General features: G+C 68.2%; 18 protein-coding genes. 6 read left to right on the forward strand and 12 right to left on the reverse strand.

All coding sequences use genetic code 11. The features are described from left to right. A partial coding sequence (locus tag VGH85_13950) for a hypothetical protein (GenBank protein HEY2174907.1) occupies positions 1-393 on the reverse strand: 393 nt, incomplete at its 3' end. Positions 394-439: 46 nt separating this feature from the next. Here VGH85_13950 and VGH85_13955 point away from each other — a divergent pair. Next, entirely contained in the window at positions 440-1,279 is an 840-nt protein-coding gene (locus tag VGH85_13955; GenBank protein HEY2174908.1) for a fused MFS/spermidine synthase, read from the forward strand. A gap of 31 nt (positions 1,280-1,310) precedes the next feature. Here the strand turns inward: VGH85_13955 and VGH85_13960 are convergent, their stop codons facing one another. The 3 genes from VGH85_13960 to VGH85_13970 form a co-directional block, all read right to left on the reverse strand. Next, the gene (locus tag VGH85_13960; GenBank protein ID HEY2174909.1) at positions 1,311-2,000 is read right to left on the reverse strand and encodes a class I SAM-dependent methyltransferase; all 690 of its coding nucleotides are present in this window, start codon (positions 1,998-2,000) and stop codon (positions 1,311-1,313) included. Positions 2,001-2,061: 61 nt separating this feature from the next. Further along, a complete protein-coding gene (locus VGH85_13965; GenBank protein ID HEY2174910.1) occupies positions 2,062-2,337 on the reverse strand; it encodes an SHOCT domain-containing protein in 276 nt (91 codons plus the stop codon). A gap of 32 nt (positions 2,338-2,369) precedes the next feature. Further along, entirely contained in the window at positions 2,370-2,786 is a 417-nt protein-coding gene (locus VGH85_13970; GenBank protein HEY2174911.1) for a DUF6325 family protein, read from the reverse strand. 274 nt (positions 2,787-3,060) lie between these two features. Here VGH85_13970 and VGH85_13975 point away from each other — a divergent pair, with 274 nt between their 5' ends. Beyond that, positions 3,061-5,646 carry an ATP-binding protein gene (locus tag VGH85_13975; GenBank protein ID HEY2174912.1) on the forward strand — a complete coding sequence of 862 codons (2,586 nt, stop codon included), beginning with the start codon at positions 3,061-3,063 and terminating at the stop codon, positions 5,644-5,646. Continuing rightward, positions 5,643-6,341 (forward strand): response regulator, encoded by a 699-nt coding sequence (locus VGH85_13980; protein HEY2174913.1) that lies wholly within the window; start codon positions 5,643-5,645, stop codon positions 6,339-6,341. The genes VGH85_13975 and VGH85_13980 overlap by 4 nt, the downstream gene beginning before the upstream one ends. A 40-nt stretch (positions 6,342-6,381) precedes the next feature. Here the strand turns inward: VGH85_13980 and VGH85_13985 are convergent, their stop codons facing one another. From VGH85_13985 to VGH85_14010, 6 genes are read right to left on the reverse strand one after another with little or no spacing between them, the layout of a single operon-like run. Continuing rightward, positions 6,382-6,948 (reverse strand): hypothetical protein, encoded by a 567-nt coding sequence (locus VGH85_13985; protein ID HEY2174914.1) that lies wholly within the window; start codon positions 6,946-6,948, stop codon positions 6,382-6,384. Then, on the reverse strand, positions 6,948-8,084 hold the full coding sequence (locus VGH85_13990; GenBank protein HEY2174915.1) for a dipeptide ABC transporter ATP-binding protein: 1,137 nt from the start codon (positions 8,082-8,084) through the stop codon (positions 6,948-6,950). The genes VGH85_13985 and VGH85_13990 overlap by 1 nt, the downstream gene beginning before the upstream one ends. Beyond that, positions 8,081-9,235 carry an ABC transporter ATP-binding protein gene (locus VGH85_13995; GenBank protein ID HEY2174916.1) on the reverse strand — a complete coding sequence of 385 codons (1,155 nt, stop codon included), beginning with the start codon at positions 9,233-9,235 and terminating at the stop codon, positions 8,081-8,083. Before VGH85_13995 ends, VGH85_13990 begins: the two co-directional genes overlap by 4 nt. A 29-nt stretch (positions 9,236-9,264) precedes the next feature. Beyond that, positions 9,265-10,386 (reverse strand): ABC transporter permease, encoded by a 1,122-nt coding sequence (locus VGH85_14000; protein HEY2174917.1) that lies wholly within the window; start codon positions 10,384-10,386, stop codon positions 9,265-9,267. A gap of 12 nt (positions 10,387-10,398) precedes the next feature. Next, a complete protein-coding gene (locus VGH85_14005; protein HEY2174918.1) occupies positions 10,399-11,385 on the reverse strand; it encodes an ABC transporter permease in 987 nt (328 codons plus the stop codon). A 45-nt stretch (positions 11,386-11,430) separates the two neighbouring features. Then, positions 11,431-13,587 carry an ABC transporter substrate-binding protein gene (locus VGH85_14010; GenBank protein HEY2174919.1) on the reverse strand — a complete coding sequence of 719 codons (2,157 nt, stop codon included), beginning with the start codon at positions 13,585-13,587 and terminating at the stop codon, positions 11,431-11,433. Positions 13,588-14,281: 694 nt separating this feature from the next. Between VGH85_14010 and VGH85_14015 the strand changes: the two genes are divergently transcribed. From VGH85_14015 to VGH85_14025, 3 genes are all read left to right on the forward strand, one after another. Beyond that, a complete protein-coding gene (locus tag VGH85_14015) occupies positions 14,282-16,324 on the forward strand; it encodes a glycogen debranching N-terminal domain-containing protein (protein ID HEY2174920.1) in 2,043 nt (680 codons plus the stop codon). A 6-nt stretch (positions 16,325-16,330) separates the two neighbouring features. Beyond that, positions 16,331-17,359: a LacI family DNA-binding transcriptional regulator gene (locus tag VGH85_14020; GenBank protein ID HEY2174921.1), complete on the forward strand. Its 1,029-nt coding sequence runs from the start codon at positions 16,331-16,333 to the stop codon at positions 17,357-17,359. Between the two features lie 62 nt (positions 17,360-17,421). Beyond that, on the forward strand, positions 17,422-18,207 hold the full coding sequence (locus tag VGH85_14025) for a ThuA domain-containing protein (protein ID HEY2174922.1): 786 nt from the start codon (positions 17,422-17,424) through the stop codon (positions 18,205-18,207). Between the two features lie 64 nt (positions 18,208-18,271). Here the strand turns inward: VGH85_14025 and VGH85_14030 are convergent, their stop codons facing one another. Both VGH85_14030 and VGH85_14035 read right to left on the reverse strand, forming a co-directional pair. Next, positions 18,272-19,288, reverse strand: coding sequence for a hypothetical protein (locus tag VGH85_14030; protein HEY2174923.1), 1,017 nt, complete (start codon positions 19,286-19,288; stop codon positions 18,272-18,274). Between the two features lie 209 nt (positions 19,289-19,497). Continuing rightward, positions 19,498-20,271 (reverse strand): phytanoyl-CoA dioxygenase family protein, encoded by a 774-nt coding sequence (locus VGH85_14035; GenBank protein ID HEY2174924.1) that lies wholly within the window; start codon positions 20,269-20,271, stop codon positions 19,498-19,500. Positions 20,272-20,466: the final 195 nt, after the last annotated feature.

Below are 20,466 nucleotides of genomic sequence, written 5' to 3' on the forward strand. Positions count from 1 at the left end.
CGGGAGCGCAGCCAGGATCCGGGTCAGTTCGCCGGTGCGATCGACCAGCACCATCCGCTCGATGTCGGCACCACGCCCCGGCCACTCCGCCACCTCCGCGACGGCTCCGCCCGGACGGAAGTGGAACTCCCCGCGCAGCAGCCCCGGGAAGAATGCGACCACCGCGTCGAACTCGTTGCGGACCGTGTACGTCGCCGACGCCACCTCGCCGATCCAGGCCTCCGCGTCGAAGGCGGGGTCGTCGACGAAGATCCAGAACTCTGCGTCGGCGTACTCATCGTCGCGCCCCTGCGGCACCGAGCCGTAGGTGAGCGCGGCCCGGATGCGCGCATCGGCCGAGCACAGCGCGCCGACCCGGCGCACGATGCGGCGAGCGGGGCTGTCGACGGTCACGGCCCGCCACGCTAGTGCAGGTCACCGGCTGGGATCATCGACGATCGTGGGAAACGCGAAGAGCAAGGGACGCCGGCGCGACTCCGCGTCGGCCTACGCGGCGATGGAGGCGCCGACCACCTTTTCGCTCGCCCGGGTCGAGGGCGACCCGAGCGCTCCTTCGGGACGGCTGCTCTTCCTCGACGGCATCGAGTGCTCCTACGTCGACCTCGACGACCCGACCCGGCTGGAGTTCGGCTACGTACGCCGCCTTGCCGACGCGATCGACCTGGTCGTGCCGGCCGACGCCCCGCTGCGGGTGACCCACCTCGGCGGTGGCGGCTTCACGTTGCCCTCCTATCTGGCCGCGACCCGTCCCGCATCCCGGCAGATCGTCTACGAGTACGACGACGCGCTGGTCGAGTTGGCCCGCGATCAACTCGGGCTGCGCACCTCTGCTCGGCTCCGGGTCAAGGTCGGCGACGCCCGCGCGCGGCTGTCCCGGCGCTCCCCCGGGTCGGCCGAGGTCGTCGTCGGTGATGCGTTCGAGGGGAGAACGGTGCCGCACCACCTCGCCACCACTGAGTTCATTGCCCTGGTACGCCGCACCCTGGTCCCCCGCGGCCTCTACGTCCTCAACGTGATCGACGATCCTCCGCTGGCCTTCGCCCGGAGTGAGGCGGCCACGCTGCTGCAGAGCTTCCGGCACGTCGTGCTCACCGCGGACGCCGACGTGCTGCGCGGCAAGGCCTCCGGAAACCTGGTCTTCGCCGCCTCCGACGCCACTCTGCCGGTCGCCGGCCTCACCCGCCGTGCCTCCCACGGGATGCTCCCCGACCGGGTGCTCGACCGGACCGGCGTGGCCAAGTTCGCCGGCAGCGCGCCCCCGCTGCACGATGCCGACTAAGCGATGCCTACTGAGCGGCCGCTCGGGATGATCAGGTCGCGAGGTAGCGGGCAATCCAGGTCGCGCGCAGCGTCGATCGATGGGGCGGGAGGTCGGTGTACTCGTCGGTGACGGCGGCCAACCCGAAGCCTGCGTCGCGGAGCGCGCCGCGGACCTGCGCGTCGTTGAAGAAGTACTGACGATGCTGCTCGCTGAACGTGTCGCCGTCACGTTCGCGGGTGACATCGATGCGTGTCTCGCAGGTCCGGGCGCCGACATCCACGACGCTGCTGAGCGCGAAACGGTTTCCGTCAGCCGCACCCTCGACGACCGGGTGGGACCTGGTGAAGTCCATCATCGCGTCGGTGTGCAGGTCGAAGACGAGCCAGCCCCCGGGTCGGAGCCGGCGGCCCACCGCGGCGATCGTCGTACCCAGATCGGCCGGACTCAGGTAGTTGAACCCGTCGAAGGTGCAGACCGCCGCGTCGAAGACGCCGTCGATCGTCAGGTCGGGAAGGGTCTGCTGCGCCAGGACCGGGTCCGGACCCAGTAGTCGGCGGGCTCGGGCGAGCATCGAAGATGAGCAATCCACGCCGACGATCCGATAGCCGAGGGCGATCAGGTCGGCGGCCAGCAGGCCGGTGCCGCAGCACAGGTCCAGCACGCTGCGCACGGCGGTCGGGTCCGAAGTCCACAGGTCGCTGAGGTAGCCGGCCCAGCGGGCGTGGCAGGGGTCCACCACGATCTCGTCGTACACCCCGGCCAGTCGTCCGTACGGTTCGGTCCCGTTGCGCGAACCGTCGTCAGATGCCCAGGATCTTGGCCTTGGCCGCGGCGAACTCCTCATCCGACAGCACCCCCTGGCTGTGCAGCTCACCCAGCTCCTTGAGCTTGGCCATGTCCGCATCCTCGGCGGGCGCGGCAGGAGCGGCTTGCTGGGGGGCCGGCTCGGCCTGCGGCTCCTGCTGCTGAGCCTGTTGGTCGTAGCGCCCGGCTTGTCGGCGTGCGACTCGTCCGGACACAGCGGTGGCCGTCCCGGCGACGACCGCGGTGCGCGCAGCCATGCGTAGCAGTCCCATGTCATTCCTCTCAGTTCGCGACGGCGTCGCGGTCAGCCGGCAGTGAGTACGGCGTCGGCGACGTCGGCCGGGATGCGGATCTGGTCGATCACCACGGCGTCAGCTTCCCGGCAGGCGTCGACCACCTTCGCGGCCCAGACGTTCTCGAAGGCGATCAGCAGCGCGGAACTGTTCGGCTCCAGATCCCCGCCGACCTCGTCCGCGTCCTCCGGGCCGAGCGCGCCCGGCACGAGGACGTCGATGGCCAGGTATTTCGGCCCGGTCTCCGGGTCGAGGTCGGCCGCGGCGACCGTCGTGACGACCCCGTCGAGGTCCTTGCTGACGAACAGCAGGTCGATGACCCGGATCGTGCCGCTGTCGACGAGTTCCATCACCGCCGGCGCGATGCGGCCACTGAACTTGTTCCCCGGAAAGCCGATAATGATCACGTCGACCGGACAGAGTCCCATTGCGCCTCCTCGGTGAAATACCAGGCCCGATGGTCCATCGCGACGGTTCCGCTGTCTTCACCCTCGGCGGATGAGCCACCACCGCCGGCCGCGGGACGCACCTTCCGGTATGTATGGGTCTGCCCCATGTGGTCGGATGCCGTGATCCCGGCTGACCCACGTCGGACCGCGGGGCCGTATCAGGTGCGTATATACCGACCGCCTACCCGGAGCGGATGTGGCGCCCAGGTGACTCCAGCACACACACTGGTCTGGGAGGCGGTGAGAGCTCACGATGGGCGGCAAACGAGGTTTGCTCAGGGTCTACCTGGGCGCCGCGCCCGGCGTCGGCAAGACCTACGCGATGCTCGGCGAGGCGCGCCGCCGCGTCACCCGCGGCACCGATGTCGTCGTCGGGTACGTCGAGTCCCACGGTCGCCCCCGCACCGAGGAGCAGCTCTCCGGGCTGGAGATCGTGCCACGGTTGCACCGCCGCTACCGGGACGCCGAATTCACCGAGATGGACGTCGACGCCGTACTCCAGCGGCACCCGCAGGTCGCCATCGTCGATGAACTCGCCCACACCAACGTCCCCGGCGGACGCAACGCCAAGCGCTGGCAGGACGTCGAGGAGCTCCTCGACGCGGGCATCAACGTGATCACCAACGTCAACATCCAGCATCTGGAGTCGCTCAACGACGTCGTGGAGCGGATCACCGGCGTCGTCCAGCGCGAGACCGTCCCGGATGCCGTCGTCCGGGCGGCGGACCAGATCGAGCTGGTGGACATGAGCCCGGAGGCGCTGCGGCGCCGGATGGCCCACGGCAACGTCTACGCGGCGGGCAAGGTCGACGCCGCGCTGGCCAACTACTTCCGGGTCGGCAATCTCACCGCACTGCGCGAGCTCGCTCTCCTCTGGCTCGCCGACCGGGTCGACGAGGGCCTGCAGCGGTACCGCGCACTGCACGACATCGACGAGACCTGGGAGGCACGCGAGCGGGTCGTGGTCGCGCTCACCGGTGGCCCGGAGGGTGCGACGCTGATCCGGCGGGCCGCCCGGATCGCGGCCCGGGCCGGCAGCGGCGATCTGCTCGCCCTCCATGTCGCCCGCAGCGACGGCCTGACCGGAGCGTCCCAAACCATCCTGGAGGAGCAACGCATCCTGGTGGAGTCGCTCGGCGGGAGCTACCACCACGTCGTCGGCGACGACGTCCCGACCGCCCTGCTGGACTTCGCCAAGGCGGAGAACGCGACGCAGCTGGTGCTCGGGACGAGTCGACGCGGCCGGTGGGCGCACTTCCTCACCGGACCCGGGGTCGGTGCATCGGTCACCCGCCGCTCGGGCGACATCGACGTCCACATGGTCACCCACGAGCGCTCGGGCACGGAGGGTCGGCTGCCGGCGCTGCGCGGCGGCCTGTCCCTGCGGCGCCGGCTGATCGGGGCCGCCGTCGCACTGATCGCGCTACCGTCCCTGACTGCCGTGCTCGCCGCCGTCCGGGGCCAGCTCGCGCTGCCCAGCGAGATCCTGATCTATCTGCTGGTGGTCGTCGCCGTGACGCTCATCGGCGGCATCTATCCCGCGCTGGGTGCCGCCGTGGCCGCATTCCTGCTGCTCAACTACTTCTTCACCGCGCCGCAGCACACGCTCTCCATCGACGATCGCGACAACATCATCGCGCTCGCCGTCTTCGTGCTCGTGGCGGTCGCCGTGAGCATCGTGGTCGACCTCGCCGCCCGCAAGACCCGGCAGTCGGCCCGCGCGACCGCCGAGGCGGAGACGCTGGCCGTCCTCGCCGGCAGCGTGCTGCGGGGAGAGCGGGCGCTGCCGGCCCTGCTCGACCGCCTCCGCGAGACCTTCACGATGCAGTCGGTCACCCTGCTGCGACGGCCCATCGACGCCGACGGACGGAGCCGGGCCGATCTCACCGAAGGCGACCGGTGGGACGTCGTGGCGTGCAGCGGCGGTCCGCCCTGCGTCGCGCCGGACATCGCCGACAGTGTGGTGCCCGTCAGCGACGACTACCGGCTGGCGCTGTCCGGCCGGATCCTGTCCGCCGCCGACCAGCGAGTCCTCACCGCGTTCGCCGTTCAGGCCGCCGGCGTTCTCGAACAGCGCCGCCTCGCCGAAGCCGCCGCCAGCGCGAAGCCGCTCGCCGAAGCCGATCGTTCCCGCACCGCCCTGCTGGCCGCGGTCAGCCACGACCTGCGTACGCCGCTCGCGTCGGCGAAGGCGGCCGTCACCAGCCTGCGTGACCACGAGGTCAGCTGGAGTGCGGAGGACGAGCGGGAACTTCTCGCGACCGCCGACGAATCACTCGACCGGTTGACCCGCCTCGTCACCAACCTGCTGGACATGAGCCGGCTGCAGGCAGGCGTGCTCCCGGTCTTCCGGCGGCCGGTGGCCATCGACGAGATCGTGCCGCGGGCGCTCGACGACATCGGGGCCGACGGCGGGTCGGTGCGCGTCGTGGTCCCGGCCGAGCTGCCGGAGATCCAGGCCGATCCCGCCCTCCTCGAACGGGTCCTGGTGAACCTCGTCGGCAACGCGCTGCGGCACGCCGCCCGCGGCGGTCCCCCGATCGTGACGGCGAGCGGCGTCGCGGACCGGGTGGAGTTGCGCGTGGTCGACCGGGGTCCGGGAATCCCGCCGGACGCGCGGGAGCGCATCTTCGCGCCGTTCCAGCGCCTCGGCGACCACGACAACACCACCGGCGTCGGGCTGGGGCTCGCGCTCTCCCGCGGGCTCGTCGAGGCGATGGGAGGGACGCTGACCCCGGAGGACACTCCCGGCGGCGGCCTGACGATGGTGCTCGCCCTGTCGGCCGCCGAGCCCATCGTGCGTGCCGTGCCGGCGCCGACCTGGGAGAGCCTCACGTGACCCGCGTACTCGTCGTCGACGACGAACCGCAGATCCGCCGCGCCCTCACCATCAACCTGCGGGCCCGCCACTACGACGTCGTCGCGGCCGCCGATGGCAGTTCCGCGTTGGCGGCGGCCGCGGACCAGGCCCCCGATCTCGTCCTCCTCGACCTCGGACTTCCCGATATGGACGGCCGGCAGGTGATCGACGGGCTGCGCGGATGGACCACCGCCCCGATCATCGTGCTCTCCGGCCGCACAGACTCGTCGGACAAGATCGACGCGCTCGACGCGGGCGCCGACGACTACGTCACGAAACCCTTCTCCATGGGCGAGTTGCTCGCCCGGATGCGAGCTACCGAGCGCCGTACCGTGTCTCCCGCGGAGCCGCGGGTCGAACTCGGTCCCCTCGTCGTCGACCTGGCCGCGCACCGCGTCGTTCCGGCCGGGTCGGACGGCCACGCCGGCGGGGACGGCGATGACGTGCGGCTGACCCCGACCGAATGGCATCTGCTCGAGATCCTGCTGCGCAACCCCGGCAAGCTGGTCAGCCAGCGTCAGCTGCTCACCGAGGCGTGGGGGCCGGCGTACACCAAGGAGAGCCACTACCTGCGGCTCTACATGGCCCGGCTCCGGCGCAAGCTGGAGCCGGATCCGAGCCGGCCGCGCTACCTGCTGACCGAGCCAGGGATGGGTTACCGCTTCCAACCCTGACCGGAGTGGGCCTAACCAGAGTGGGCCTGACCGAAGTGGGCTACTGCTGCTCCGAGCCGGACGGCTTGCCGAACTTCGCCTGCAACTCCGGGTCGGTGGCGAACCACAGCGCCTCCGGCAGCTCGAACGTCGCGTAGCAGTAGTTGCCCATCGGAAGCCAGTAGTCGTACTCCGCCGGCACCGAGCCCTGGAAACTGATCAGGACCTGCCAGGTGTCGACGTACATACCCCAGACCCGCCGCTTGCGGGTCGTGCCCGCTTCGGTGAAGGTCAGCAGCCGATCGAGCTTGATGATGTTGCCGTAGAGGTCTTCCTGCGACGACTCGACGACCGCGTCGGGCAGGGCCCGCAGCCCGTCGTCGAATCCCCGCTGGAGTTCGGGCAGGTCGTCGGCGACGACGCCCGCCTCGAGCGGGGCGACCCACACCGCGAAATAGGTGTCCGGGTCGTCGGGCTCCGGCCGGATGATCACGCCCTCGCGGTCGTCGGCGAGGTCGTCGCCGATCCAGTCCGACGGGTGCCGGAAGCTGAACCGTCCCAGCGAGTCCCGGTAGGTGGTGATGCCCGTGAACATCGGCAGCCCACTGCGGGGCTTGGACGGAGCCATCACGCGTCGGCACTCCGGTCGCCGGCCATCGACTGGCTTCCCGCGCCGCCGGCGGCGGCCGAGGTCGGCGTGGTCCGGTCGCCCTGGGCGTCCATCGAACCGATCACCGCGCCCTTGAGCGTCAACTCCTCGGCGAAGTGGCAGGCGGCCTGCTGCCCGCCGCCCACGTCCCGGAGCACCGGCGTCTCCTCCGAGCAGATCTGCTGCGCGTAGGGACAACGCGGATGGAAGTAACAGCCGGACGGCGGGTTGGCCGGGCTCGGAATGTCGGCGGTGGACATGGTGGGACGGGTGCGGTGCCGCGGATCCGGCTGCGGCACGGCCGACAGCAACGCCTCGGTGTAGGGGTGCTTCGGCGTGTAGAACAGCTGGTCGGTCGTCGCGACCTCGGCGACCCGGCCGACGTACATGACGGCGACGCGGTCGGCGATGTGTTCGATGACCGAGAGGTCGTGGGAGATCAGCAGGTAGGTCAGGTCGAGCTTCCGCTGCAGGTCGGAGAGCAGGTTGAGCACCTGCGCCTGCACCGACACGTCGAGCGCCGACACCGGCTCGTCACAGATGATCAGCTGCGGGTTGAGCGCGATGGCGCGGGCGATGCCGATGCGCTGGCGCTGGCCACCGCTGAAGGCGTGCGGGTAGCGGCTGGCGTGTTCCGGCCGCATGCCGACCAGGGTCAGCAGCTCGGCCACCCGGTCCCGAAGCTGCTTGCCCTTCGCCACCTTGTTGATGATCAGCGGCTCGGCGATCACCCGTCCGACGGTCATGCGGGAGTCGAGGGAGGAGAAGGGGTCCTGGAACATGATCTGCATCTGCGGGCGGATCTGCCGCAGGACGCGGGAGTTGGCGGTCCCGACGTCCACCGGGCCGAGTTCGGAGTGGCGGAAGACGACCTCACCCGATGTGGGCTGCTCCAGCCGCAGGATGGTCCGGCCCGTGGTGCTCTTCCCGCAGCCGGACTCGCCGACCACAGCCATGGTCTCGCCGCGGTCGACGGTGAGGTTGACGCCGTCGACCGCCTTCACGGCGCCGACCTGCCGGCGCAACAGGCCGCCACGGATCGGGAAGTGCTTCTTGAGGTCAGTGACCTCGAGGAGCGGTCCCTCCTGGGACGCGGTGTGGTTAGCCACGCTCATGCCTCCGAAGCGGTTGTGGCCGGCACCTGGTCGTCGTCGTAATACAGATGGCACCGCACCGTGTGCGTCGGGTCGTCGTCCATCGAGATCTCCACCGGGACCTTCGTGTCGCAGCGGCCGGCCATGAACTCCGGGCAGCGCGGGTGGAACGGACACCCGGGAACCCTCGCGTACGGGTCGGGGACCGATCCCTTGATCACCTCGAGCGGCACCTTGCGGTCCGACCCGATCCGGGGGATCGAGCGCAGCAGCGACTGCGTGTAGGGGTGCTTCGGGTGGTAGAAGATCTCGTCGACGCTCGCCCGCTCGACGACCTGGCCGAGGTACATGACGATGACCTCGTCGCAGAGCTGGGCGACCACGCCCATGCTGTGCGTGATGAACATGATCGACATGCCGATGTCTTCCTTGAGCTTGCGCATCAGCTCGAGGATCTGGGCTTCGGTCGTCACGTCGAGAGCGGTGGTGGGCTCGTCCGCGATCAGCAGGGTCGGCGTGCAGGAGAGCGCCATGGCGATCATCGCCCGCTGGCGCATGCCGCCGGAGAGTTGGTGCGGGTAGGCCTGCGCCGCCCCCTCCGGGTTGGGCATGCCGACCTGACGCAGCATGTCCACTGCCCGGCGGGCCGCCTCCTTCTTGTCCTGCGTCTGGTGCAGCAGGATCGCCTCTTCGATCTGTGACCCGACGGTGTAGACCGGGTTCAGTGAGCTCATCGGCTCCTGGAAGATCATGGCGATCTCTTTGCCGCGGATCGCGCGCATGCCGGCACTGTTGGGCTTCAGCGAGGTGATCTCGACCCGACCCGCCTTGATCGCCCGCGCCGTCTCCGCGTCCGCGTCCTCGTCGGCGAGGATCTGCGATGCGACCGCGTCCTCGGAGGTCGCCGTGTCCGGACGGTTCAGCTCGATCGTGCCGTTCACGATCTTCCCGGACTTCTCGATGATCTGCATGATGGCGCGCGCGGTCACGCTCTTGCCGCATCCGCTCTCACCGACGATGCCGAGCACCTGGCCCCGCGGGACGTCGAACGTCACGCCGTTGAGGGCCCGGACAAGTCCGATCGGGGTCTCGAACTGGACCTCGAGATCACGTACCGAGACGACGGCGTCGGCAGCCTTGGTCGTCGGGCTGTCAGTGGCCGCATGTGTCATTGGTTCTCCCTGTCGCACTTCATGGAGGATCAGCCGTAGGGGTCGACCGCGTCGCGGACACCGTCGCCGATGAGCAGGAAGCACGTGACCGCGAGCACGACCATCGCCGCGGGAATCAGCATCCACGGGTACTGGGACACCACCGACACCTGCTGCGCGTCGGTCAGCAGGACTCCCCAGCTCACGGCCGGCGGCAGCATCCCGATGCCCAGGAAGGACAGCGAGGTCTCCGCGATGATCGCGAACGGGATGGCGAGCATCGCGACCGCGACGATGTGGCTCATCGCGTTCGGCAAGAGGTGAGTGAGGATGATCCGCTTGTGCGAGCTGCCGGCCGCACGGGCCGCCGATACGTAGTCGGCCTTGGAGTAGGCCATGACCTTGCCCCGGACCTGGCGGGCAAGGCTCGCCCAACCGACCAGGGACAGCACCAGCGTGATCAGGAAATACCGCTCGGTGACGCCCATATCTCGCGGCAGGACGGCCGCCAGGGTCGCCCACAGCGGAAGGGTCGGTACCGAGAGAATGACCTCACAGACACGTTGGATTAACGTATCGACCGTGCCTCCGAAATAGCCGGAGACCGTGCCGATGATGGCGGCGAGGATCGTCGCGATCGCCACGCCCAGCAGTCCGACGGTGAGCGAAACCCGGGCACCTTGCATCACCCGTGCGAAGACATCCCGTCCTTGCGTATCTGCACCCCACAGCAGCAGTCGCCCGGGTTTGTCGACAGTGAACAGGTGCCGCGTCGTCGGGATGAACCCCAGAAGCTTGTAGGGGTAGCCCTTTCCGAAGAAGTGGACCGGGATCGCCTTGTTGCAGTTGGACTGGTACTTGTAGCTGAAGGTCGCCTTGTCCAGCGTCTGGGTGACGCCGCAGATCGCCGGACCACCCTTCCACGTCCACGAACTCGGCGACGCGTTCTTCTGAGCCGCACTCAACACGTCGTACTCGTTGGGCGACAGGAACGTCGCGAAGATCGCGCAGAGGTACAGGATGGCCAGGATGATCATGCTGGCCACCGCAAGCTTGCTCTTACGGAACCGGCGGACCATCAACCGCCACTGCGAGATTTCACCGACGTCGCTCTCGACGACCTCCACGGGCGCCGTCGAGGTCGGGGCAAAGGTCTCCTGGATGCTCGCCACGATTGGCCTCCCTTACTCCGCCGTACGCACGCGCGGGTCGACCCAAGCCAGCAGGAGGTCGGCAAGCAGGTTACCGAGAACCAGCAGGATCGACAGCATCATCAGCAGCGTGACGGCGAGATAGGTGTCCTTGGAGATCAGTGACTGGATCAACAACGGCCCGGTCGTCGGCAGGTTCAGGACGATCGACACGATGGCTTCACCGGAGATCAGCACGGACAGCGTCGTTCCGAGGGTCATCACCAGCGGGTGCAGGGCGTTGCGGGTGGCATGCTTCCAGATCACCTTGCGTTCGGCCACACCTTTGGCCCGGGCGGTCTGCACGTATTGCTGGTTGAGCACGTCGAGCAGGTTTGCCCGCATGACCCGGGTGAGCCAGGCCGTGCTGCCGGCGGAGATCACGACCAGCGGGATCCACAGGTGCTTGAGGAGGTCGACGAACTTGGCCGCACTCCATGGCGCGTTCTGATAGGCGTTGGAGAAGAGACCGCCGACGTCGGTACCGAAATATCGGGCGGCGAGGGTCATGATCAGCAACGCGAACAGGAACTCCGGTATCGCCACACCGAAGAACTGGATCACCGTGACGGTATTGTCCGATAACGAATATCGATGTGTCGCAGAGTAGACGCCTAATGGAATTGAGATTAACCAGGCGATGAGCAGGGAGCCGACGCTTAACGCGATCGACAACCCGAGCCGGCTCCAAATGAGGCTCGAGACCGGCTCATGGTTACCGAAAGACGTTCCAAAGTCGCCGTGGACGAATCCGCCGATCCACTTCTTGTACTGGACGTACCACGGGTCGTCGACGCCGTACTGCTTCTTCAACGCGGTGATCTGAGCGGTGGACACCTCGCCACCAACCGTGCGCAGACGCTGGATCTCCTGGGTCAGCGCTGACCCAGGAGCCGCGTTGATGATCGCAAAGCTCGCGATGGAGATGATGATCAAAGTGATGATCATGTAGAACACACGCCGCACGAGAAAGACCAGCACGTCAGCTATTCCCTTCGCAGATCTCGTGCCTACGACACATTGTGGCTATGCGGTGTGCTGCGACGGGTTGTCCCAGTACCACGTCTCCGGGTCGTAGACCGCCGGCGTCGGGTGGATCCACGGGTTCACGAAACCGCCCTGAGCAAGGTTCTCCTTGCGAGGGATGTTGCGCAAGTCGGTCTTGGCGATGACCACCTGTGGGTAGTTCGCCACCGTTCCGGTGAAGAACGGTCCCTGGTCGACGTGGATCTTCATCAACTTCCAGACCAGCTGGGTCCGCTTCATGAAGTCCGGCTCGATCTTGCTCTGGTCGTAGAGATCCCACATCTGCGCGATGGGCCCGTTCGTGTCCGGCGCCAGGCGCGGCGGCTTGCGCTTCCACGGGTTGACATTGGCCTCGGTGTGTTGGGCCGCCGTACCGCGGACGGCGTAGTACTGGCCCTCCAGCGGCGCCCACCGGGTGTTCTCGAGCGGCACCAGCCACTGCGGGTAGACGAGGTTGTTGGGCCCGTCGCCGACCTCCCAGTTGGTGTGCGACATCAACTGTCCGGCCTCCCACTGGTCGGCGTAGGACTGCGGCGACACCGGGTTCCGGGTCATCCGCAGGCCGATCGCCTTCGCGTCCTGGACCAGTTGGTTGTCCTTGGCGGCCTCGGTCTGGGAGATGTCGGCGGAGTAGTCGATGCGAACGGTGAGCTTGGAGCCGTCGGGCATCTCGACGAAACCGTCGCCGTTGGTGTCCTTCAGGCCGAGTTCGGCCAGCAGCGCCTTCGCCTTCTTGACGTCCTGCTTGACGTAGCTGTCGCGCCAGGCCTGGAAGTTCTTCACCCCCTGGCTGTTGACCTGGTACTCGATCGCCTTCGGGCTCAGCGTGCCCGTCGTCGGGTAACCGGTCTGGAAGTAGAGGCTCTTCTGGATCACGTCGCGACTGACGGCGAGGGAGATCGCCTGCCGGAACTTCGGCTCACGGAACAGATTCCGCAGCTTGGCGTCCGGGTAGTCGAGGTTGAGGAAGAAGATCGATCCGGTGCCCGATCCGCTGTCCCACAGGACGATGTCGGTGCCGGCCTTCGCCTTGTTCTGCGAGAGGCTCGAGACGTCGGACAGGTCGATCTGGGTGAAATAACCCTGGCAGTAGTCGATCTTGCCCTGCTGCACCTGCAGCTTGCCGACCTGGGCGTCCTGCACGTTGTTGATGACAATCTCGTCGATGTAGGGCAGCTGGTCGCCGTCCTTGGTGACGGCCCAGTAGTACGGGTTGCGCTCGAGCGTCACGCCCTTGTTGTTGTCGAACGTCTTGCACTTGTAGCCGATCAGGACGGGGCACTGCGGGTTGCGCATCCAGTCGGTCTTCTGCTCCCACAGGCCTCCGACGGTGTCCCAGTTCTTCGGGACGCTCTTGTTGTACTTCGGGTGGAACTGCTTGGCGTAGTGCTTCGGCAGGACCCAGGTCGGGCCGTTGAGCCCGATCGCCCCGTTGACCCACATCGCCAGCCGGTCGGCGGTCAGCGGCGCGGGAGCGTCGAAGGTCATCGTCAGCGTCATGGCGTCCGGCGCGGCCATCTTGCACAGCGTGCCCTTGCCGGACCGGCACTCGTCCGGAGGAACCTGGGCGTAGTGGGCCGGCAGGATGATGTCCTGCCACCAGAAGAGGATGTCGGCGGTGCTGAACGCGACGCCGTCGGACCACTTCAGGCCCTTGCGGAAGTGCAGGGTCCATTCCGACGTGTCGGCGTTGGACGACCACTTCTCGACCAGGCCGGGGCCGACGTCGAGACCATCGTTCAGATAACGCAGCAGCGAGTGGCCGTAGAAGAACTCACGGTTCGAGTCGGCCTTCGCGGTGCCCTGGCTGGTGAAGGTCATCATGTTGAGCGTGCCGCCGTACTTGCCCTTGCCCAACCAGTTGTGCGGGACGACGTACGGGCTGTCCGGCAGCCGCTTCGCCACCGCCGGCAGCTTGCCCGCCTTCACCTGGCTGGCCAACGTCGGCGACTCGCTGAAGCTCTTCGGCGCGGCCAACGGCTTCTTCGCCGAGCCCTTGGCCGTACTAGCGCCGCCGGAACCCGACCCGCCACCGCCACCACTGTTGCTGCCGGTGTTGCTGCTCCCGCTACTGCATGCGGCCAGCATCGCCCCACCGGCGACTACGGCCGAACCGTAGAGAAAATTCCGGCGGGAAACGTTTCCTCGTTCGTCCACGGTCGTGTGGTCCCTTCTGTGGATGCAGCCGGGATTGCCCGGTGGCACCGGCGGTCTGGCTAGTCGAAGGTGGAGCCCAGTTCCGGTCGCTGGTTATGCGACCGGCATGGCGGGCGGTGTGAGTGGTGGCGCGATTGGCACGGCTGGTCGAGTGTGACGGTGTATGTCAGTGCGACCTCGCCGGCAACTGTTGGTGCGCGGTGAGGAGATATCTTCGCTGCTGACAGACACGATGACAACCCCGGTGTGGCGATGGGGCCCGGGCGGGGGCCTATGAGTAGCCTGACCGTCCGGACGGAGCCGGCGTGGCCGGCAGATCTACGGTGCTGGGGTTCACCACGTGCCTCCGTCCCCGATGGCGCTCGTCGTCGCGCACCGTCGGATCGGTGTTGGCCCAGGCCTGGTGGGCCGGGTACCGGATGTGCTTTCATAGCGCCGATTCGATCGATCAAGTCGATTGATCCGGAAGCCAAGCATTTCAAGTCAGCCGTGTCAAGGCGACGTGTCCATGCTGTAACAAGGTTTTGGCAAATCGACCGTGACTGGACGCTAGCCGCGGGGGTCGTGGGGCTGTAGTGTTCGCGCCCCGCGTCGGATCGAAGCATCCGCTGATCGGCAATCCGAGGCCGCGCCCGCGAGGCGCCCAGGCTTGCTTGCGCGCGACACGGCCCCATCCCGAGAGGGAGGACGATCGGTGAACGAGCCACCCCGTGTGCACGGTGCCGTCGTCGGCGTCGACGCACCGGCCCTGGCCATGTCGGGCGTCGACGGGCAGCTGCACGGCGTCGCGATCGACGGGTTCTACGACCAGGAGCGCTGCCTGCTCAGCCGCTTGGTCCTCCGGATCGGAGACCGGGAGCCCGAGCCGGTAGGAGGCGACCCGGTCGGCGGGCCGACCACCCGCTTCGTCGGAATCGTCCGAGCCGATGCGGACGGCGCCGACCCGACCGTCATCGTCGAACGGATCCGGCGCTCCTTTCCAGCCGGCGAGTCGATCCGGATCACCAACGCCGGCCGGGTCAGCGTCGACCTCCCGGTGGAGATCGCCGCGGGCAGCGACCTCGCCGAGATGGGGCAGGTGCGGCGCGGGCAACGACCGGCCGAAATCGCGGCCGAGGCGATCCGCGACGGCTGGCGATGGGTGTCTCCGTCGGACGGGCTGACGGTGACGCTCGAGGTCACCAAGTCCCCCGAGAACGTCGACCGGAACACCGGAGCCCTGAAGTGGACCGTGAACTTGGCCCCCGGTGAGGAGTGGACGGTCGACCTGCACATCACGGCGAAGGCTGCTGCCGACCGTCCGGTCACCGTCGCGGCGCCCGCGGTTCCCGCCCCGTGGAGAGTCCCCCGCGTACGGTGCAGCGACAGCCGATTGCCCGATCTCGTGCGGCAGAGCCTGCTCGACATCGATGCCCTGCTCCTCGCCGATCCGGCGCAGACATCGGACCTCTTCCTGGCGGCCGGCAGTCCGTGGTTCCTCACCCTGTTCGGCCGCGACTCGCTCTGGGCCGCGCGCATGTTGTTGCCCTTGGGCACCGAACTCGCGGCCGGGACATTGCGCACGCTGGCCCGCCGGCAGGGCACCCGGTACGACCCGGAGACCGAGGAGGCCCCCGGAAAGATCATGCACGAGCTGCGGCCGGAGGGACACACGTCGACCTTCCTCCCGCCGCGGTACTACGGGACGATCGACGCCACCCCACTGTTCGTCACCCTCCTCGCCGAGGCATGGCGGTGGGGCCTGCCCGAGGCGGAGGTCGCCGAGCTCCTTCCCGCAGCCGAGCGGGCGTTGCACTGGTTGTCCACCGACGCCGATGCCGATGGCGACGGCTTCATCGAATACCGGCAGTCCGGCACGCGGGGTCTGGCCAACCAGGGCTGGAAAGACTCCGGTGATGCGGTGCAGTTCGCCGACGGGCGCCTCGCCGAGGCACCGATCGCGCTCTGCGAGGTGCAGGGATACGCCTACGAGGCGGCGATTCGCGGCGCCGAGCTACTCGACGCGTTCCACCGTCCCGATGCCGACCGCTGGCGGGCGTGGGCGGCGACCCTTCGGCGACGTTTTCGCAGCAGTTTCTGGGCCACGGACGACATCGGGCCCTATCCGGCGATCGCCCTGGACGCGGAAAAGAACCAGGTCGACGGTGTCGCGTCGAACATGGGGCATCTGCTCGGCACCGGGATACTCGACCCCGAGGAATGTGGCTTAGTCGCCGAGCGGATCGGCTCCCCCGCAATGGATTGCGGATGGGGGCTGCGGACCTTGAGCGCCGACTCGCGGGGCTTCAACCCGTTCAGCTATCACTGCGGAACCGTCTGGCCGCACGACACGGCGATCACCATTGCGGGGCTCGCCGCGACCGGCCACCACGAGCAGGCGGCCTCGCTGCTGTCCGGCCTCGTCCGCGCAGCGCCCTCCTTCGACTACCGGTTGCCGGAGCTCTTCGCCGGCGAGCAGCACGCGACCGGACGCGCACCGTTGGCGTATCCCTCCGCGTGCCGGCCGCAGGCCTGGGCAGCGACGGCCGGAATCTCGATCCTGCAGTCGCTTCTCGGACTTCGACCCGATGTCCCCGGCGGTGCGGTCGTTGTCGCTCCGCTGCAACCCGCGCCGTACGAGACCGTCGAGGTGCACAACCTGACGGTGGCCGGCAAGCCGTTCTCCGCGCGGATCGATGACGGCACGATCAGCGTGTCGGCCATCGCTCCCGGCCTCGATCTACATGTAGACAAGTGAGGGACGGTGATAAGACCGAATTCCAGCACCACGGGGCCGAACATCGCGGCGGTCGCCCGGGCTGCTGGAGTGTCGAAGCAGACGATCTCCAATGCGCTCAACGCCCCGGAGCGGCTGCACCCGGCCACCCTGCTTCGCGTTCAGCGGGTGATCGACGAGCTGGGCTACGAACCCAACCGGGCGGCGCGATCGCTGCGCACCCACGTGTCGCGTCAGATCGGTTACCGTATCGACCCCAACCGGCCGCACTGGGCCAGTGCGGTGATGGATGAGTTCCTGCATTCGCTTGCCGAATCTGCACAGGGTGAGGGCTATTCGCTGTTGCTCTTCACGCCCCGGGACACCGCCGACGAGCTGACGACGTACGCCGAGATGCTGCGCACCGGCAGCGTCGACGGCTTCGTCCTGTCCGGCGTCGACCATGGTGACGAGCGGCCCGGGTGGCTTCGCCGACTCGAGGCGCCGTTCGCCAGCTTCGGCCGGGTGAAGGTGGCCGGAGCCGGCCAGCCGTGGGTGGACGTCGACGGCGAGGCGGGGGTCATGGCGGCGGTCGACCATCTCGTCGACCGCGGCCACCGACGGATCGCTTTTCTGGGCTGGCCCAGCGGGTCTGCGCCGGGCGAGTGCCGGGTCAGCGGCTGGCGGCGGGCACTGCGCAAGCACGAACTGCCCGGCCGGGCGGCCATCGCGAGAGCCGCCAATACCGTCGACGACGCCACCTCCGCCGCGCTGCGCCTGCTCGACACCGACGAGCCACCTACCGCGGTTGTAGCGGCCAGCGACGTGCTAGCCCTCGGATGTTTCGCTGCGGCCCGGCAGCGCGGGATGGAGGTCGGTCGTGACCTCGCGGTGATCGGGTTCGACGATTCTCCGGCCGCCGAGCTGGCCGCTCCCGGCCTGACCAGTCTCCGTCAGCCGCTCGACGAGGTCGGTCGCTCGGTGATCCGGATGATCGTCGGGCAGCTCTCCGGGGCCAGGCCCCCGCAGCAGGGCGTTCTGCTCCAGCCCACGTTGGTCGTTCGGGACAGTGCCTGATCGGGCCGACCAGCCGACGCCGTACATTTCTCAGCATCAACCCACCCTGGAGGTAGCAGCGCATGACAGCCGCTTCGGCCAACTCCTCTTCCGCACCGATCCGCGTCACGGTCTGGGGCGAGAACGTGCACGAGCACCGGGACGAGGAGGTGCGCATTCTCTATCCCGACGGGATGCACAACGCAGTGGCGGCAGGGATCGCCGAAAACCTCGGGCCCCGGGCGACGGTCCGGACCGCGACCCTCGACCAGCCCGAGCACGGGCTGACCGACGAGGTTCTCGAGCAGACCGACGTCCTGACCTGGTGGGGCCACGCCGCCCACAACGACGTGTCCGACGAGATCGTCGAGCGGGTCGAGAGCCACGTCCTGTCCGGCATGGGGCTGATCGCCCTGCACTCGGCGCACTTCTCGAAGATCTTCAAGCGCCTCATGGGCACGACCTGCACCCTGCGCTGGCGCGACGAGTCCCGCGACCGCGAGTTGGTCTGGTCGGTCAACCCGTCGCACCCGATCGCCGCCGGGATCCCGAGCCCGATCATCATCGACGAGCAGGAGATGTACGGCGAGTACTTCGACATCCCGGCGCCCGACGAGCTGGTCTTCATCAGCTCGTTCTCCGGCGGCGAGGTGTTCCGGAGCGGCTGCACCTTCCGGCGGGGCCACGGGCGGATCTTCTACTTCAGCCCGGGCGACCAGGCGTTCCCGGTCTACCACCACCCCGACGTCCGCAAGGTCATCGCGAACGGCGTGCAGTGGGCGGCCCCGGACCGCACCGAGCGTTCGGCGCCGCGGGTCTACCACTCCGAGCTCGAGTGGTTCGCCCGGGCGGACACCGCCAAGGTCTGATCGGCAGAAGGGCCCCGGTCGCAGGTCGACCGGGGCCCACTGCCCTGTTCTTACCGCGCCGGACCTACTGGTAGTCGACGACGTCCGGGGCCGGGGTGAGTGCGAGCACCTGCGCCGGTGTGAACATGTCCACGTCCTGCCGGTAGAAGAGCTTGAGACCAATGGGGAACTTCGTCTCGCCGGCGAAGGTGTGGTACTTCTCAAGCTTGTCCGTCTGCGTGCCGAAACCGTCGACGTTGACGACCTCCGCGAGGTGCGCCCGGTCCGCGAGCGCTTCCTGATCGGTGATCATGGACGCGGTGAACTTGTGGATGAGGAAGAGCTTCTGTGGCAGGTGGTGGCGGGCCACCAGGCGGTCGAGCCAGGCGGAGACCGTGTTGACCTCCCCGGCCGACACCGAGCCGATCTCCTGCGCCGGCACCTGCCCCGGCCCCATTCGCCACTCGGGGTCGAGCGCCAGCCCGACGTCCGGCTCGTCCAGCCACTTCGCGAACGCCTGCGCCTCGGTCAGGAAGTCCGACCGACCGGGCTGGATGTCGAGGATCAGCATCCCGTGATGGCGCCGTACGGTCGCCAGGTAGCGGGCGATCGTCGAGTCGGCCGCGCGGCTGCGGTAGAGCCCGTCCGCCCCGGGCGAGGCCTGCGCCGTCTCGGCGATCAGTTCGAAGGCGGGAATCACCGCGCGCCCGGACGTCCGGTATCCGGCGGCCTGGGACTGCAATCGGTTCCACTGCGTCTCCGGATCTGCCTGCCCGAGCACTCCGAGTCCCGGGCTGTCGCCCGACCCGTAGTAGGCGACGATCCGGTGCTGCGGAAAGAGGGTGGTCCCCCCGCCGGGCAGCGGCGGCACCGGTCTCGGTCGCGGGGCGGGAGTCGTCGGCGTCGTGGTACGGGCCGGCCGGTGTGGGCGCGGCAGGTGCGATCGAGGCGGAGTGCTGGGGGTCCGGGTCGCCGACGGCGGGTGGGTCGTCGCCCGATGCGTGGGAGCGGCGCTGTGGTGTTCGGCGGCGGTCCCGCATGCGGCCAGTGCTCCGGCGAGCACGACGGCCAGAGCGCAGCGCAGTCGGCGGACCGATGACACGAAAGTTCCTCCCCATGATTTGATTCGCCGGCCGTCCCGGGCAAGTGGCGACGCGGAACGGCGCGGGCGCGTCGGCTGCCTCATCCGGGCCCGGTCGTCCAGGGTTGCACAGGCGAACTGTGCGGTCGCAACGGGTGAGGTCTACCCAGCCTGACGTCGCTGACGCCTGGAGATTTCGTCGCTGCTCAGGTTGCCGCGGCGGAGCCGCCTCAGGTCTTGGCGACGATCTGGCTCCCGGCGAGGAACTGCTCGAACGAACCCCACGGGCCGGTGCCGTCCTTGGTTTTGATGACCTCGCCGGAGTACTGCGCGAGGTAGGCCCGGCGCAGGCGGTCGGTCAGGTTGGGCCCGCTGCGGTGCAGGACGACGCTGGAGAAGACGACGATGGTGCCCGCCGATCCGGTCATCGGGACTCCCGGATCGGACCCGAAATACGCAATGCGGTCGCCGAGGGTCGGATCGGGAATGTGCTTGACGTAGGACTTGATCCCCGAGCGGGAGTAGGGCAGCAGATAGACCGCGCCGTTTTCCTCCGTCACGTCGTCGAGAGCGATCCAGCAGGTGAGATAGGGCTCGTGGTCCTCATGGACATAGCCCGAGTCCTGGTGCCACGCGAAGCTCGAATCGGGATCGGTGCCCTTGATGACGTACTGCTCCCAGAAGAGGTAGGCGTCCTCCCCCAGCGTCGCCCGGCAGATCTGCGCCATCAGGTCGCTGAACAGGAAGCGCCGGAGCTCCGGGCGGTCCTGATAGATCATGCTGCTGAAGTAGCGCTTGCCCCTGGCGTTGATTCCGATCCGGTCGACGCCGGCCTCGTCGAAGCTCGCGTCGAGCTTGTCGATGGAGTACTGCGCGCCGCCGCGAAGCAACTCGAGCTGCTCGTCGCTGAGCGCTTTCTCGAGGACGAAATATCCCTCTGTCTCATACTGTGCGCGCATCTCGTCGGTGACCAAGCCGGTACGCGTGGCGTCTGTCGTTGCCATGAAGATTCTCCCCCTTCGTCGCGATTCACTATCTGACGGTAGAGGTCCGACAATCCGATTGGGAATGGTTGGGCAGCGCATGAAGGTGAGCGACCTGGTTGGTCGCCGTCGCGGCGCCGCCGAGAATGTCGATGATGTGGGCGAAGCGGCGCGCTTCCCGCCGGGCGCCGGAGTCGGCCAGCAACTCCCGGACCG

The organism is Mycobacteriales bacterium (assembly GCA_036497565.1).
GTDB lineage: Bacteria > Actinomycetota > Actinomycetes > Mycobacteriales > QHCD01 > DASXJE01.

What these genes read in the sequence shown, in the direction of transcription:
- VGH85_13985 (HEY2174914.1), bottom strand. Translation starts at nt 6,948, where the DNA reads ATGGCTCCGTCCAAGCCCCGCAGTGGGCTGCCGATGTTCACGGGCATC.
- VGH85_13995 (HEY2174916.1), bottom strand. Translation starts at nt 9,235, where the DNA reads ATGACACATGCGGCCACTGACAGCCCGACGACCAAGGCTGCCGACGCC.
- VGH85_13970 (HEY2174911.1), bottom strand. Translation starts at nt 2,786, where the DNA reads ATGGGACTCTGTCCGGTCGACGTGATCATTATCGGCTTTCCGGGGAAC.
- VGH85_13965 (HEY2174910.1), bottom strand. Translation starts at nt 2,337, where the DNA reads ATGGGACTGCTACGCATGGCTGCGCGCACCGCGGTCGTCGCCGGGACG.
- VGH85_14025 (HEY2174922.1), top strand. Translation starts at nt 17,422, where the DNA reads ATGACAGCCGCTTCGGCCAACTCCTCTTCCGCACCGATCCGCGTCACG.
- VGH85_14035 (HEY2174924.1), bottom strand. Translation starts at nt 20,271, where the DNA reads ATGGCAACGACAGACGCCACGCGTACCGGCTTGGTCACCGACGAGATG.
- VGH85_13990 (HEY2174915.1), bottom strand. Translation starts at nt 8,084, where the DNA reads ATGAGCGTGGCTAACCACACCGCGTCCCAGGAGGGACCGCTCCTCGAG.
- VGH85_13975 (HEY2174912.1), top strand. Translation starts at nt 3,061, where the DNA reads ATGGGCGGCAAACGAGGTTTGCTCAGGGTCTACCTGGGCGCCGCGCCC.